Genomic DNA, 14,666 nt, shown 5'->3' with positions numbered 1-14,666 from the left:
GGCTACCTGCGGTTCTTCTGGCGGCAGATCACGAGCATGCGCACGGCAATCGTGTTGCTGTTGCTCCTCGCACTTGCGGCGATCCCTGGGTCCCTCATGCCCCAGCGCTCCGCCGACCCGAACGGGGTCACCCAGTACTTCGACAAGAATCCTGATCTTGCGCCGGTTCTCGACGGCCTGCAGCTGTTCGACGTGTTCGGTTCGGTGTGGTTCTCGGCCATCTACCTCCTTCTGTTCGTGTCGCTCGTTGGCTGCGTCATCCCGCGGACCACGCACCACCTGAAGGCGTTGCGCACCCCGCCGCCGAGGACGCCGGCACGACTTGCGCGGCTTGAAGCGTATCGGCGCGTTGACGCCCCCGAGAGGGTGTCCGCGGCATCCGCCGTCGAGTCGGCGCGGTCGCTGCTGCGCCGCTCCGGCTACCGGGTGCAAGTGTTCCATCGCCCTCGTGAACTCTCGGTCTCCGCCGAGCGTGGTTACCTGCGCGAGACCGGAAACCTGGTGTTCCACACGGCGCTCATCGGCGTGCTCGTGTCGGTGGGGATAATCGGCGGAGGATTCTCCCACTATGGGCAGAAAGCCATTGTGGAAGGGCAACCGTTCGTCAACGTGCTCAGTGACTACGACAGCTTCACGCCTGGCCGTTTCTTTGACGAGACGACCCTGCCGTCGTATCGCCTTGTGCTCGATGAGTTCTCCGCGAAGTACGAGACGGAGAACGTGGACGCGTTCGGCTTCGGCACCGACTATCTCGCGGAGGTCACGGTGTACGAGGACGGTGCTGAGCCCTACGAGGCCGAGGTCCGCGTCAATGAGCCGCTCAACATCATGGGGCTTGACACCTACCTACTCGGCAACGGTTATGCGCCCCACATCACTGTGACGGATGCGGATGGCAACACCGCATTCACCGGTGCAGTGCCATTCCTGCCACAGGACAACAACCTCACCTCTCTCGGCGTCATCAAAGTTCCGGATGCCCTGCCCGAGCAGATCGGCATGCGCGGCTTCTTCTACCCTTCTGCGGCGGAACTGGAGTCGGGGGCGCTCACATCGACGTTCCCGGACCTGCTCAACCCGGTGCTGACCTTGAATGTGTATACCGGCGACCTGGGCATCGACGACGGCACGCCGCGATCGGTGTACTCGCTCAACGTGGACGGTATGGAGGAGGTTGTCGGCGGCGATTCGGGGCTGGAGGCGATCACGCTGCGTCCGGGCGAGACCTATGAGTTGCCGGATGGTCTCGGCACGGTCACGTTCGATGATGTCTCAGAGGCGGGCCCGGCGGACGAGAGCGTTGCCCGTTTCGCCTCCTTCGACGTGCACTACGATCCGAGCGGTGGGTGGGTACTCGGCTTCGTCATCCTCGTCATCCTCGGCCTGATGGCCGGCCTGTTCGTGCCGCGGCGCAGGCTGTGGGTGAAAGCAGTGGAGACCGACGAGGGGCTGCAGATCGAGTACGCAGGTCTGGCCCGCGGTGACGATCCCCGCCTCGACACTGCGATCGACGACTTCGTCGGACGCCATCAGATTGCAATGCAAGAGAGGCACACACCGTGACTGCAACACTCGACTCCTACTCGCTCGTCGCGATCTACTCCGCCATGGCGATATATGTGCTCGCCTTCGTCCTGTTCGCGGTGGATCTGGCGAAGCGCTCGGCCAACTCGCACGTTTCCTCCGACCAACTCGGCATGTCGGAGAAACAGCTTGCCGCCGCCAGCGGTTCCGTCGCCACGCTCGAGAGGACGCGGGTCGCAGCATCCGTGCCCAGCTACGGACTCGAGCGCATTGCGTTCGCGCTCACGGTGCTCGCCACCGTGCTGCACGTCGCCGCAGTCGTGCTCCGCGGTGTCGCCCAGGGCTTCGTGCCGTGGGCCAACATGTTCGAGTTCTCGCTCACCTCCTCCGCCATCGTGGCGGTCGTGTTCGTGCTGCTGCAGTTCTGGCAAGACCTACGGTTCCTGGGCGCATACATCGTCGGTGGCCTGCTCATCACGCTCGGTGTCGCCACTGTCAACTTCTACGTGCCCGTCAAGCCGCTGCCCGATGCGCTCGACTCCTACTGGCTCGTCATCCACGTCTTCGTCGCGGCGAGCGGCACCGCACTCTTCGCGATCGGCGCTGCGCTCTCCCTCCTGCAGTTACTGCAGGCCCGTCGCGAGTCGTCGGGCAAGGGCATCGGCTTCCTGCGCACCCTGCCCAGGGCGGTGCGCCTCGAGAACTCCGCCTACCTCGTCACGGTCGTGGGCTTCGTCTTCTGGACCTTCACCCTCGTCGCTGGTGCCATCTGGGCCGAACGTGCCTGGGGCCGCTACTGGGGTTGGGATACCAAGGAGGTGTGGACGTTCATCATCTGGGTCGTCTACGCCGGCTACATCCACGCCCGGGCGACCCGTGGCTGGCGCGGCACCCGCTCCGCCTGGCTGGCGCTCATCGGCTTCGCCTCGGTTCTCTTCAACTACATCGTCGTCAATCAGTTCTTCAAGGGACTGCACAGCTACAGCGGGCTGTAGACCTTCAGTTACTGACGACTGTCGTGGTGGAGGAGACGGTCACCCCATTCCATGCAGGGAAAAACCAACCGTTAGGCCCGATCTTCCTCACCGTCGGTCGCGCGCTGTTCGGCCTCATCACCCTCTACCTCGATCTTGACCTCGAAACTGGTCGGAACGTGGGCTGATGACTGTCGCCGCGGGCCGGTTATGACGCGAATCAGGCTACGCAGCGCTCGTCCACTTCGTGCCCGTGGAGCCATAGACACAGCTGAGAATGCGGGCGAGGCTTACGCGTACACGCTCGTATTCGCGTAAGCCGCCGCATCAGAGACCGAATGCTCCGCCGCTGACCAGAATGAAGATGCCGAGGCCTATAAGGACGATGGGGAACAGGATGTGTTCCCAGCGCTCGAGACGTTCGGCGATCGGCTGGCGCGTGGCGACGAACTTAGCCAGCACGACCAGAACCACGACGAGCGCGAGAAAGACGATGCAGTACGCCACCACGGCTGCGGGCTCCAAGCTGAGGAAGACGGGGACGTAAACGCCGATGTTGTCCCCACCATTGGCGAAGGTCACTCCGGCGACAGTCCAAACCCCGACCCTCTTGCCCGCGATCTTGGCATCATCGTCATCGTCGTCATCTCCGCGCCACGCCTGCCAGGCGGCCCACAGCCCCAGAGCCAGCGGGATAAGCCCGAAGTACGGAATGACTTCCGATGGAAGAAACGCTCCGGCACCCAGGGTGACGAGCACGGCCGCGCCGAGAATGGCCGCGAATCCCAGGTACTGGCCGGCGGTGATCCGTGCCGTCGTCCCACGCTGCCCCGCACCGCGGGCGAAGAACAGCGAGAGCACGATGATGTCGTCAATGTTGGTGGCGATGAACAGGCCAATCGCCTGCAGGACCGAAGACAGGATCACGCGACCACCTCTGCGTTGTAGCATCCAGAAACCGAGCAGGCAGGATCAATGCACCGAGCGTTCTCGTCGACTGCGAGGGTCACGTCGACCAGCGCGGTGAGCGCCTGCGCCAGGTGCGGATCCGCGATCTCATAGCGCACTTGGCGCCCCTCGGGTTCGGCGACCACGATGCCGCAGTCACGCAGACACGCCAGATGGTTCGACACGTTCGAGCGCGTCAATTCCAGGTCGCGAGCAAGCTCCGCAGGGTAAGCCGGTCGATCCAGCAACATCAGAAGAAGTCGCGATCTGGTCGGGTCGGCGATCGCCCGGCCCACCCGGTTCATGACGTCCAAACGAGAAGTAGTATTCAGCATGCACTGAACAATACAGTATTGACTGAACCTTTTTCGGCACGCCTAAAACGCACCGCGGCATCGTTCGCGAGGCGACAACGAGCGCTCAACCCGTCCGAGACACAGCCGGGCCGACCGCGTCCATCACGAATCCACTCTCCGGCAGGGCGGGGAAGCGCCGGAGGCTCACCCGGAGGTCCTGCGGCGGGACTGCGTAATGCGTCGCCCTGCTCAACAGGTGGACCGCCTCCTCCATCAGTTCAATGGTCGCCCGCTCACCGGGGCAACGGTGTCCATCGATCAGATCGCCGCCACCCTGCGGGATCAGCGTGTTGGGGTCGCCCGTCCAGTCCCGGAATCGCTCGGGCTGGAACCGCCCGGGATCCGACCAGCTGCGCTCATCACGGTTCGTCGCGAAGAGGTCGAGCAACACCCAGTCTCCAATCTCGAACCGATGCCCGTGCCACTCAAATCCGTGCTGAGCGCGCCCGCCGATCACAGGAAAGAACGGGTAGTAACGGCGGACTTCCTGAACGAAGTTGCCGACGTCAGCGGTGTCACCGCTGGCGAAGACCCTCCTCCAAGAAGGCCACACGTGCAACGCCAGCGCGGCGAAGACGATGAACCGGCCAACGGCCACGATGGGGCGCAGCAGATTGATGAGTTCGACCGCGGCGGCCGCCTGATCCAGCCGGGAACCGTCGAGCTCGGTGTGGTGCGCGAGCTGCGCGAGCGGAGAGCCAGGGTCAACGAGGACGTCTCCGTTCCAGATGCCGGCGATCAACTCGCCCGCCCACCGTTCGGTTCTGTGTCGCCGTTGCCGAGCAAGCCAATTGGGCGGACCGAACTTGCCCGCGTTCTCGATCATCCCGGCGAGTTCACCAGCGCGCGCCGGAATGTCCACCGTGTCGGGGTTGATGCCCACCCAGCGGACGGCGACTCGTGTCAGCACAGTGATGAGCTTCTCGTGGAGGATGACCGCAGCTGACCAGTCCGCCATCGCGCGGAACCATTCGTCGGCATAGAGTTCGCGCAGGCGGCGGAGCGCGTCGTCATCTGTGAGCATCCGAGCGAACAGGGACTTCCGGTGATGATGCACCGCGCCGGCGAGTGACTGGACGCTGCCTTCGTCCTGAAGCAGGTGAAGGACCGAGGTCGGCATGGCTCGGTCCCGAGTGAACCGGTCCCCTTCATAGAAGATCCGGGCCGCTTCCGAACCGTGCATGACGACCGCCGGGCGGCCCATGATCCGGGTCCGGAACGCGTCGCTTCGCATACGGAGGAAACGCCGGTGGCCGAACAGGTACCCATCAGCAAGGAAGGCGATGGAGCTGTCCGGCGTCGGCAACCTCGGAACTCCTCGGCCCGTGGAGTCCGCTGTGGATGACATTCGCCCTCTTTCGTCGGCCTGACCGCTCAACGGCAAGCCTGCCACCCGTCACCGGTGTGCGCCACATTCAGACCCAAGAAGCCGGAAGACGCACAACAACCCCAGTTCGCATACCTCGGTACCGAAGAGCAGCGCTACCCACGGTGAGGCAGCCCGGTAGCCGATATCATCGATGGATGACTGCCAAAGAGAGCGCGCGCTTCTCCCGCGAAGCCGCGGACCGCGCGGCAGCGGACGCCGCTTCCGGCGCGACCGGCGAATGTACACCAGTCGGCGTAACGTCACTCGCCGTGTGAGCATCGCGGATACGGCGTCCGGGCGTTCCCGCCGCACGCTGCTCGTCAGCGCACTCGGTGTGTTCGCTGCTGGTTTCGCCTTTGACCAGTTGACCAAGTTGTGGGCGCTCTCCGCCCTAGCCGACGGCACCGAGATTCCACTGCTGCCATCCGCCTCATTCAGCCTGGCCTTCAACCCTGGCGTCGCGTTCAGTCTGGGCGCGGAGTACGGTGCCGTAACGGCCTCCGTGGTGCTGATTCTCCTGACCGGCCTGACGGTCTGGATCGCGACGAAGATCGCCAGGAGGCATCGCCTGGCCGAAATCGCGCTCCTCACGCTGGTTGCCGCCGGCGGCTGGGGCAACATGTACGACCGAATCACCCGCGCGAACGACGGCGCCCTGACCGGGCACGTCGTCGACATGATCGCCGTTGACTGGTTCGCCATCTTCAATTTCGGCGACGTGCTCGTCGTCTGCGGAATGATCGCCTGGCTCGCCTGCAATCTCTTCAGCGACAGCGGGGAGCACCGGAAGGCGGAATAGTCCAGCCTCCGGTTGCGCCCGCCGGGCGCTGGCCGAGAGGCGAACAGAATCGGCTCCGCGAACGACAGGTCGACCCCGCCACCACACCGGTCAGCGGCCAAGTGAGCCTGCCGGGTGCGACTGGGCACTGTCGGCGAAGGCAGGGACCGCGCCGGGCCACGCGACCGGATGTCAATTCAGCACGCCGGTAAGGCGAAGCACCACGCCGGACACGATGATGAAGTAAGGGATGAGCCAGTGCTCCACTCGTTCTCCAGCGTCTCGGTCCCCTTTGAATGGGTTCCGATCGCCTCGCCGACAACGCCCCAGGGTGAGTTCCGACACTGACCGGCAAGCTGAATCCAACGGATACAGTCGGGATATGGCCACAGGGTGCCCGCCTTTTGCGGCGGAGCTAATCGGAATCGATGCGCTCGTTACGGCGATGCCCACATGAGCGGGCCGAGAATGCCGATCCGAGAGCGCCTGGAGCGGCATCAGATCCCGCTCTACCTCGCAGCGATCGTTCTGGGCTTCGCAGTCGGTATCGCGCTGCCAGGCGCACAAGTTCTGGAAGCCGCGATTAACCCCGTGATCGCGGTGCTGCTCTACGTCACCTTCCTCGGAGTGCCGTTCACTCGGCTCGGCACAGCATTCCGTGACGCACGCTTCCTCGTCACCCTCTTCGTCTTGAATTTCGTCCTGGTTCCGGGGATCGTGTTCGGCCTGTCGCGGTTCGTCGCACACGATGCCGGGCTGTTCATCGGGGTCTTACTGGTGTTACTGACTCCCTGCATTGACTACGTCATCGTGTTCTCAGCCCTGGCCGGTGCCGCCCACGAGAAGCTGCTTGCGGCCGCACCGTTGCTGATGATCGCGCAACTCCTCCTCCTGCCGGTCTACCTCTTCGCCTTCGCTGGCCCCTCCACGCTCGGGATCATCGACATAGAACCATTCATCGAGGCGTTCCTCCTGCTGATCGTGGCCTCACTAGCGGCCGCCGCAGTGACCCAATGGGCCAGCCCAGGAGCGCGGCCGTTCCGGGCGATAGCCAGCACGGGAGCGACCTCGATGGTTCCGCTGATGATGCTGGTGCTGTTCATCGTCGTCGCCTCTCAAGCACACCGGATCGCCGTCAACGCGGCCGCGCTCATCGGGCTCCTGCCCCTCTATGCCGGCTTCCTCGTCCTCATGGCGCTGGTGGGAACTGCAACGTCGCGCGTCGCTCGCCTCGACACCAAGAGCGCACGGGCACTCACCTTCAGCGGCGCGACGCGCAACTCCCTCGTCGTGCTCCCCCTCGCACTCGCGCTTCCGGCCACTCTCGCGATCGCCCCAGTAGTAGTGGTAACACAAACCCTCGTCGAACTGATCGGCATGGTCATCTACGTGCGACTTGTCCCCCGCCTTGTACCCGACCGGCAATCGCTCACGTACCGCACCGGAAACTAGGCGCCGCAAGATCCCCGGAGCACACTCGACCGACCTGCGACTCCAGACGAGCCTGCCGCCGGAAACGATCAACTGCGCTCTGGCGAGGTGAGTTGTGCGATCTCGATGCGGGACGTCGGGCCTGTACCTCCTCAGGGGCGCGTGGGAGGATCGGGCCGTGAGCAAGGACTCGAGAGCATGCTTGTGCTGCAGGCGCAGTAAGCCACGCCGCGCGCTGCACGCGCTGGACGACGGCACAGCGTACATCTGTCGCCCTTGTGGGATTTTGGGTGGCGCTGAGGTTGAGGGGCGACCCCGTCCACGGTGACTCCACTCAGCCATGACGTGCTAGCTGCGCGACACTTAGGCGCAGCAGCTTGTGGGCAGGGCGGAACGAAATAGGCCGGCCGCGATGCGCAGGGCCTCGCTCATCGTCAGGTAGGGGGCCCACGTGTCGGCGATGTCGTCGACGGTAAGGCCGAACTTGATCGCGTAGGTCGCTGCGAGCATCAGCTCGCCTGCACCGTCCAAAGCGGCGTGCGCGCCGAGGATCTTGCGGGTGTTGGCGTCGATGACCAGCTTGAGGACACCGCGGGTGTCCTGGTTGACCAGTGCCCGTGGGATGTCCTGTGCGCCTAGGACGCGGCATTCGCAGGTGTGCCCAGCGGCAACGGCTTGGTCCTCGGTCAGTCCGGCGGTGGCGATCTGTGGAGTGGTGAAAGTGACGCCGGGGAGCCCCCGGTAGTCCACTGCTGACGGCTGGCCGAGCGCACCAGCTGCGGCGACACGTCCTGTCTGGGCGGCGACGTAGACGTATTGTGGCACGCCGGCGACGTCTCCGGCGGCGAAGATCCGAGGATTGGTGGTCCGCTGGTTCTCGTCGACAACGATGAACCCCCGTGCGTCGGTGGTGACGCCAGCGATGCCCAGACCCAGGTCGGACGTGTCAGGGAATCGGCCGGTCGCAACGAGCAGTCGCTCGCCCGTCGCGTACTTCTCGCTCCGGGTTCTCACCTCGACGCCGTCTCTGGTGGCCCGCACCTCGGTGGCGCGCTCCTGAATCACGGTGATGCCCTCGTCTTGGAATACTCCGAGCAGCACTGCGGCGACCTCTGGTTCAGCGTGTGGTGCGAAACGACCGACGAGCGTGACTTTCACCCCAAGGTGCGCCCACAGCTGGGCTTGCTCCAGTCCGACGTACCCGGCTCCCACCACCACCATCGAGGCCGGCAGGTCTTGCTGCTCCATCGCCGTGGTCGAGGTCAGGTAGGCCACCTCGCGCAGGCCCGGCAGATCGGGGGCATGCGGCGCAGCCCCGGTCGCCACGACGTACCCCCGCTCGGCGCGGAAGGTTTGGTCGTCCACCTGCAGGGTGTGCTCGTCGATGAAGCGTGCGTGCCCGCGCAGGATGGGGAAGCCGTGGGCTTCGGCAACGTCGGTGTACTTGGCCTGACGCAGGTGGTCGATTAGCGACTGCTTCTGCTCCATCAAGGTGTTCAGCGCGACCGTGCCGGCACTCGTCGAAATGCCCTCGAACGGGCTACTGGCCGCACGGTGGCGTTGTCCTGCAGCGGCCAGCAGGTTCTTGCTGGGCACGCAGCCGATGTTCAGGCATGTCCCGCCGACCGGGCCGTGCTCGAGGAGCAGGACGCTGTTGCCGCGGGAGCGCGCCTCTATGCCCGCGGCCATGGCCGCGCCGCCGGTCCCGATGACAATCAGGTCGTGCTTGTCCATGGTGCTCTCCTTTGTACGCAGGTCCGTCGTCATCGAACGGTAGACGTTCCAGCGCAGGGGAAGGTCAAGGCTATGGTGGAGCATGCTTATCGGAGATCTGGCCGCCGCGGCCGGCGTGACGGCCAAGACGATCCGCTTCTACGAGAGCGCTGGCGTGTTGCCGATGCCGGCTCGCCAGGCGTCGGGCTACCGGGAGTACGACCACCGTGCGGTCGACCGGTTGGCGTTCGTGAAGGCTGCGCAGGCTGCCGGGCTGACCTTGGCCGAAGTCGTCGAGGTCGTCTCGGCCCGCGAGAGCAGCGGTGCACCGTGCGAGCATGTCGCCGCAGTGCTCGCACAGCATGCCTCCGAGCTGGAGCAACGCATCGCCGAGCTCACCGCTCTCCTTGCCCAGGTACGCCAGCTCGGCGACCGCGCGAAGACTCTGAATCCCAGCGAGTGCACACCCTCCCAGGTCTGTCACCTCATCCCTGTGCCTTGAGCATCGCGGCGGGCAGGTCAGAACCTCGAAACGACCGCAGCCCGACCGAAACCAGTTTCGAAACGGTCACGGACCTGGCGCTCCTTTGATCATCGCTGGTAGCCGAAAACCATCCCGCTAGGTTTCGGCGCCGTTTGTTTTCGGCGATGAGTTTCGAGCACATCGCTCCCCCGGATCTCCGGCGTGGGCTCGCAGCCGCAAGAACCGGCTCGAAAACGATCGTTTATGAGCAGGTCGCGGGCAGAGGGGACTGCTGAAGGTTTAGGTGACTCCTGATCTGGGGCGAGATGCTCGCCTCTGGAAGGATGTTTGCCATGCCGAGAGCGTTTCCGAAGGAGTTCCGTGACGATGTCGTCGCGATCGCGCGGCGCCGTGAGGCGTCGTTCGCTCAGATCGCGAAAGACTTCGGGATCTCCGAGTCCTGCGTCCAGCGGTGGGTCAAGATCGCCGAAGTCGACGACGGCATCAAGCCCGGGGTGAGCTCGACCGAACATGCCGAGCTGCGGGAAGCGAAGAAACGCATCCGGTTGCTGGAGCAGGAGAACGAGGTGCTGCGGCGGGCGGCAGCGTATTTGTCGCAAGGGGTCCTGCGCAGCCCAAAATGATCTACCCGCTCGTCCGCGAGCTGGCCGCGACCGGCGCCCCAATCAGGGTGCCGGTCGCGGTGACGTGCCGGGTATTGAAGATCGCCAAGCAACCGTTCTATCGATGGTTGCGCAGGCCTGTGGCGGATCGGGACTGGGACGAGGCCCAGCTGATCAACGCGGCAATCGATGTGCATCGGGACGATCCGGTGTTCGGGTATCGGTTCATCGCCGACGAGCTGGCCGACCTCGGCTTTGAAGCGTCGGAGCGGCGGGTGTGGCGGGTGTGCTCGCAACAACGGATCTGGAGCGTGTTCGTCAAGAAGAAGGGCGGCAAGAGCCGTAGGGCCGGCCCTCCGGTCCATGACGACCTGGTGCGCCGCCGGTTCGCCGCGGCCGGACCGAACCAGCTGTGGTTGACCGACATCACCGAGCACTGGACCGCCGAGGGAAAGGTGTATCTGTGCGCGATCAAGGACGTGTTCTCGAACCGGATCGTAGGTTACTCGATCGATGACAATATGGCCTCGCAACTGGCGGTGAATGCGCTGCGGATGGCGATCCAACGTCGACGACCGGTCGGCACGATCGTTCACTCGGACCGCGGCAGCCAGTTCCGCTCCCGGCGCTTCGTCCATGAACTCAGCGTCGCCGGGCTGACCGGATCGATGGGCCGGGTCGGTGCCGCCGGAGACAACGCCGCGATGGAGTCCTTCTTCGCGCTCCTGCAGAAGAACCTCCTGAATCAGTACCGATGGGCAACCCGGCAACAGTTGCGCCTGGCGATCGTGTCCTGGATCGAGGCGACCTATCACCGCCGTCGACGACAACGAGCTTTGGGCCGTTTGACGCCGATCGAATTCGAGACCATCATGACCACACCGGCCGCACTCGCGGCCTAACCCAAAGAGTCACCAAGACCTTCAGCAGTCCCCGTCCCTTCGTCGACGAGTTGGTTCGTCGCGGGTACTGCAGGATGGCCACCTGACGGAGCTCGCCTCCGAAGACCTGACCGTCGCCTATGGAATGAGTCATTGAGCACTGACTCGTTTGACGCCGACCAAACTCGGGACCATGATGTCCACAGGCGGCAGTCGCGGCCTGAACCGAAGAGCCATCTCAGCCTTCGGTAGTTCACACCCGAACGGATCGTCGATGACCGCTACAGCCGATTCGAATCCTCGTTCCGACTCTCTCCCGACTGTCCGAGGAGCTCGGGATGACGAACCCGGACTATTCGTCTTTGGTGGCATACCGTATGACACGGGAAGACACACAGGAATGCTCATTGTTCGCCGAGCCGACCTCGCACGATGTCTCGCGTCCGATCTAGATAGTTCGCTCAGGCTCGATGGCGGCCCTGAATCGGTGCATATCACTGACGATTCCGAAACCGACTATCGCGACGAAGAGTCTCCCGTCCTTGACGTGTGGTTCGAAGCAGCCGACGAGCATTTCTCGCTGATGATCGACTTTCGAGCTCCGCAATGGTTGTGGGACGCCGACTCAAGTACCGATACGGATGACCAGCTCATGATGGAAGAGCTCCTCCGCCCCATACTCGATCGACGCAACCTAACTTTTGTTGAACATGACCTGTATGGGTCAACCTCGGCTCTGGGGGCCCATCTCCAACTCACGTACAACCCCGCAGACAGGACTCTCGGCGATCTCGTCAGCGCTGGCGAAGACATCATTGCCCTTCTGGAGGCAACTCGAGGCGGGGCACTCTCGCTGACTACAACTTCTGCGCTGGCACGCTCCGGGCGACTCGGTGCGCTACTTGGCCAGCCCGAAGGAAAATGGTTCGATGCGAAGACGACGCACTACGACTTGGCTACAGCACGCGGCAAGATCTCGCTCGCTCAGAGCGTCGCCCGCTTTTGCAACGGCGACGACGGAGGGCTGGTCGTCGTGGGTCTCGAATGCTCAGTCGAGGAGGGCGTCGAAGCTGTTTCCAAGCTCACGCCAGTGCCTTTTGATCCGTCCCAGGCGACTCGATACCGCAAGATTATCGATCAACTGCTCTATCCGTTCCCAGTCGGCCTTGATGTCACGGTTGTTCCGACAGCCGATAAGCGCGGGATGTTCGTGTTGATCGAGTTGCCGCCACAACCGGAGCACAACAAGCCATACCTTGTTTCCGGTGCGATCATTGACGAGAAAGTGCAAGGCGAGTTCATTAGCGTGGTTCAACGCCGCGACGACGGATCCGAACCTCTCAAGGCCTCAATGATTCACGCATGGATAGTAACTGGACGCGCGTTGATCCAACGCGGCCAGATCCCTGGTGATGCTAATCCTGGATAGCGCTCAAGCCGAGGCAGTCATCGAGCGATCGTCATCGGCGCATAGCTGACCTCACCCCCTAACGGCACTCAGCCGGTGTCTTCCTACCCCGTCTTGGCCGCTCGCTGCACTGTGCTCAGAGCCTTGGCGGCGTCGTCGACAAGCACCGAGAGATTTGCGGTGTCAATCTCCGCTGAGTGTTTAGCCGCGTCGCGATGTGCGAACCTCGACAACACATTCTTGACGAGGACAGCGTCTCCGACCTGCACACGGGCAGCGATTCGCACCGAATCATCGGAACCCGCATAGAACGGAGCAAGTGCCTTCAGCGAGAGGGCAACGTCCTCCGCAGTGTCGGCCTCTCGGAAATGCCGACCGGATTCCCTCAATAGAAGTGCACCAAACGCACCAACCACGAGCGCTACAGATGCTCGGAGAATTCCGTCGCCCACAGTCAGGTCAAAATTGCTGCGAACCGCCTCCGTGACGATGAAGAAGCCGATAGCCCCGGCGAACACGAAGGCCGCCGCGGCGCCGGCCCGCATCCACTGCGCCGCCCTGCGCTCGCGCTTTGCACGCCCGTTCCAGTCGGTCGCACTGAGGCTGCCGGCGGCGTGCTCGGCGAGCGCTTCGCCAGCGCGAGCGGTCGCTGCGAGCGTTGCGACATGTTCGAGCGCAGCTGCGTTGTTCTTAGAGTTGATGGCCTCTTGATCGGAATGCCACTCAGCCAGCGCTTCGCCCCAGTCCCTATCAATCTGATCCCGCGCGGACTGGCTCACCTCCGCTATAGCCTCACGCTCCGATTCGATGCGCTTGGACAGCGATTCGACGTTCTTCGCAATGTTGTCGAGTTCCTTCTGGCGGGAGGCGAGAGCCGCTTCGGTCTCCGAGATCCGGGACTGAAGCTCACTCAACCTTGTCGTCCGAGCCTCGACTTCACTGTCGAGTAGCGCAATGTATGAAGCGTTGAGCTCCTTCGGCGCAGGCAGAGGTAGCTTCCTTAGCGCCGCCTCAAGTATGTCCACCCCCTGCTTGCGGCCATAGCCGTCCGCGACATACTGTGCGAACTCCGCTGTGGTCACGGGCAGTGCGTTGAGGGCTGTGCCAAGTGAGTCCAAAACGCCGAGATATAGAGCAGGCTGCCGCGTTAGCTTTGTTTTCAGCGCTTCGCTCAGCCACTCCACGATGTCTGTTCGCCACTCCTCGGTGTCAGCATCGCCGAAGCGAGCTGCCGCTAGCGACTCCTGTTTCAACCGAAGTGTCTCCCACACGGAATGTGTTCTGTAGCGCTCGCTGCCCGTCGCCATTGGTCGTCCCCTCATCGTTCGCCCGCAATCAAAGAGTGGTCCCCCTCATGGCCGCAGACTATCGGGCTTCCCGCCGTCTCACGAGAATCCGATCAACCGAAACCTACGGTTCAGCCCATAGGGCGGCCGAAGAAGTGCACGGTTCGCTGGATGGGGCATCGGCTAGCCACCATCGGACGCTTTCCTGCCCCGACATTCGCGAAGGGGGAAAGCTGTGGTGACGTTCCTACTCGAGGAACGGAATGGCTAGGTCTTACTCGACTCCGCCACGAACTGACGACGAATCCATGAAAAAAGCCTCGATAGGGCAGCCACTTCCGAAGAACGCATGACGCCCTCAACCGACACAGGATCTACCTCGCCGATCTTCTGACGGAGACTGCGCACGCGGTCGCGCCGCAATAGAGCCCGAGTTCCACTCCATAGGAGCACTACAGTCACAATTCCAGGCACCAGCGCGAGAGATGTCACCGCCAATGCCGGCTGCCCCGAGAGTTGCCTAATTACATCCCCCGTTAAGAGCGCCATCAGCAGCGCATAGAACAGTGAGAAGCTACTCCAGAAATATGATCCGGCCTTCTTCAATGACGCGCCCGATGACACGAACATTGCAGCGTTCGCGCGTGCTTCCCGCTCGTACTCAAGTAGCAGCTTGTCATGCGCCAAAGATGAGGTCGATGAGGCACCTGGACCCTCCATCGGTCCGAGGTCGATGAGTCGCATGCGGAGGTCGAGTAGGCGAATCGATCGCTCGAAGAACCGCCGAGTACGGTGCTGCCCCACTACCGATACGACGTTGGCGACTGCAACGATCGTACCGATTGCTGTCGCTACGTACTGAAAAGCGTTCCAGCCCATCGGGCCTCCAAGTGGGTTAGTCGTCTCTGGCAC

At 63.4% G+C, this 14,666-nt stretch carries 13 protein-coding genes and 1 pseudogene; 8 read left to right on the top strand and 6 right to left on the bottom strand.

What is annotated here, in order from left to right:
* Window positions 1-36 precede the first annotated feature (36 nt).
* The 3 genes from resB to FB562_RS13585 are packed head-to-tail and all read left to right on the top strand — an operon-like array spanning window position 37 to window position 2,686.
* The gene (resB, locus tag FB562_RS02330; RefSeq protein WP_246081304.1) at window positions 37-1,563 is read left to right on the top strand and encodes a cytochrome c biogenesis protein ResB; all 1,527 of its coding nucleotides are present in this window, start codon (window positions 37-39) and stop codon (window positions 1,561-1,563) included.
* Entirely contained in the window at window positions 1,560-2,519 is a 960-nt protein-coding gene (gene ccsB / locus FB562_RS02325) for a c-type cytochrome biogenesis protein CcsB (RefSeq protein WP_246081303.1), read from the top strand. The genes resB and ccsB overlap by 4 nt, the downstream gene beginning before the upstream one ends.
* 26 nt (window positions 2,520-2,545) lie before the next feature.
* Window positions 2,546-2,686 (top strand): hypothetical protein, encoded by a 141-nt coding sequence (locus FB562_RS13585; protein WP_185740429.1) that lies wholly within the window; start codon window positions 2,546-2,548, stop codon window positions 2,684-2,686.
* Between the two features lie 139 nt (window positions 2,687-2,825).
* On the opposite strand, the gene FB562_RS02320 is transcribed toward FB562_RS13585, so the two are convergent.
* From FB562_RS02320 to FB562_RS02310, 3 genes are all read right to left on the bottom strand, one after another.
* Entirely contained in the window at window positions 2,826-3,425 is a 600-nt protein-coding gene (locus FB562_RS02320) for a cadmium resistance transporter (protein ID WP_141879669.1), read from the bottom strand.
* Complete coding sequence (gene cmtR / locus FB562_RS02315; RefSeq protein WP_141879668.1) at window positions 3,422-3,781, bottom strand: Cd(II)/Pb(II)-sensing metalloregulatory transcriptional regulator CmtR; 360 nt, start codon at window positions 3,779-3,781, stop codon at window positions 3,422-3,424. Before cmtR ends, FB562_RS02320 begins: the two co-directional genes overlap by 4 nt.
* An 85-nt stretch (window positions 3,782-3,866) precedes the next feature.
* On the bottom strand, window positions 3,867-5,108 hold the full coding sequence (locus tag FB562_RS02310) for a cytochrome P450 (protein WP_185740428.1): 1,242 nt from the start codon (window positions 5,106-5,108) through the stop codon (window positions 3,867-3,869).
* A gap of 334 nt (window positions 5,109-5,442) precedes the next feature.
* Between FB562_RS02310 and lspA the strand changes: the two genes are divergently transcribed.
* Both lspA and FB562_RS02300 read left to right on the top strand, forming a co-directional pair.
* Complete coding sequence (gene lspA, locus FB562_RS02305) at window positions 5,443-5,970, top strand: signal peptidase II (RefSeq protein WP_185740427.1); 528 nt, start codon at window positions 5,443-5,445, stop codon at window positions 5,968-5,970.
* Window positions 5,971-6,402: 432 nt separating this feature from the next.
* Window positions 6,403-7,401 carry an arsenic resistance protein gene (locus tag FB562_RS02300; protein ID WP_246081302.1) on the top strand — a complete coding sequence of 333 codons (999 nt, stop codon included), beginning with the start codon at window positions 6,403-6,405 and terminating at the stop codon, window positions 7,399-7,401.
* A 342-nt stretch (window positions 7,402-7,743) separates the two neighbouring features.
* Here the strand turns inward: FB562_RS02300 and merA are convergent, their stop codons facing one another.
* The gene (gene merA / locus FB562_RS02295; protein WP_141879665.1) at window positions 7,744-9,114 is read right to left on the bottom strand and encodes a mercury(II) reductase; all 1,371 of its coding nucleotides are present in this window, start codon (window positions 9,112-9,114) and stop codon (window positions 7,744-7,746) included.
* Between the two features lie 82 nt (window positions 9,115-9,196).
* On the opposite strand from merA, the gene FB562_RS02290 reads away from it, so the two are divergent.
* The 3 genes and pseudogenes from FB562_RS02290 (at window position 9,197) to FB562_RS02280 (ending at window position 12,489) form a co-directional block, all read left to right on the top strand.
* Window positions 9,197-9,595 carry a heavy metal-responsive transcriptional regulator gene (locus tag FB562_RS02290; protein ID WP_141879664.1) on the top strand — a complete coding sequence of 133 codons (399 nt, stop codon included), beginning with the start codon at window positions 9,197-9,199 and terminating at the stop codon, window positions 9,593-9,595.
* A gap of 314 nt (window positions 9,596-9,909) precedes the next feature.
* Window positions 9,910-11,081: pseudogene (locus tag FB562_RS02285) on the top strand (IS3 family transposase).
* 379 nt (window positions 11,082-11,460) lie between these two features.
* On the top strand, window positions 11,461-12,489 hold the full coding sequence (locus FB562_RS02280) for a hypothetical protein (RefSeq protein ID WP_141879663.1): 1,029 nt from the start codon (window positions 11,461-11,463) through the stop codon (window positions 12,487-12,489).
* A gap of 83 nt (window positions 12,490-12,572) precedes the next feature.
* On the opposite strand, the gene FB562_RS02275 is transcribed toward FB562_RS02280, so the two are convergent.
* Together FB562_RS02275 and FB562_RS02270 are read right to left on the bottom strand one after the other, a co-directional pair.
* Entirely contained in the window at window positions 12,573-13,775 is a 1,203-nt protein-coding gene (locus FB562_RS02275) for a hypothetical protein (protein WP_141879662.1), read from the bottom strand.
* A gap of 246 nt (window positions 13,776-14,021) precedes the next feature.
* On the bottom strand, window positions 14,022-14,633 hold the full coding sequence (locus FB562_RS02270) for a hypothetical protein (RefSeq protein WP_141879661.1): 612 nt from the start codon (window positions 14,631-14,633) through the stop codon (window positions 14,022-14,024).
* Between the last annotated feature and the right edge of the window lie 33 nt (window positions 14,634-14,666).

The organism is Homoserinimonas aerilata (assembly GCF_006716125.1).
In the GTDB taxonomy this organism is placed as follows: Bacteria; Actinomycetota; Actinomycetes; order Actinomycetales; family Microbacteriaceae; genus Homoserinimonas; species Homoserinimonas aerilata.
Note: the sequence above shows the minus strand (reverse complement) of the source record. Positions and strands in the feature narration are given on the sequence as shown.

What these genes read in the sequence shown, in the direction of transcription:
- resB (WP_246081304.1), top strand. Translation starts at nt 37, where the DNA reads ATGCGCACGGCAATCGTGTTGCTGTTGCTCCTCGCACTTGCGGCGATC.
- cmtR (WP_141879668.1), bottom strand. Translation starts at nt 3,781, where the DNA reads ATGCTGAATACTACTTCTCGTTTGGACGTCATGAACCGGGTGGGCCGG.
- FB562_RS02300 (WP_246081302.1), top strand. Translation starts at nt 6,403, where the DNA reads ATGAGCGGGCCGAGAATGCCGATCCGAGAGCGCCTGGAGCGGCATCAG.
- merA (WP_141879665.1), bottom strand. Translation starts at nt 9,114, where the DNA reads ATGGACAAGCACGACCTGATTGTCATCGGGACCGGCGGCGCGGCCATG.
- FB562_RS02290 (WP_141879664.1), top strand. Translation starts at nt 9,197, where the DNA reads ATGCTTATCGGAGATCTGGCCGCCGCGGCCGGCGTGACGGCCAAGACG.
- FB562_RS02280 (WP_141879663.1), top strand. Translation starts at nt 11,461, where the DNA reads ATGCTCATTGTTCGCCGAGCCGACCTCGCACGATGTCTCGCGTCCGAT.
- FB562_RS02275 (WP_141879662.1), bottom strand. Translation starts at nt 13,775, where the DNA reads ATGGCGACGGGCAGCGAGCGCTACAGAACACATTCCGTGTGGGAGACA.
- FB562_RS02270 (WP_141879661.1), bottom strand. Translation starts at nt 14,633, where the DNA reads ATGGGCTGGAACGCTTTTCAGTACGTAGCGACAGCAATCGGTACGATC.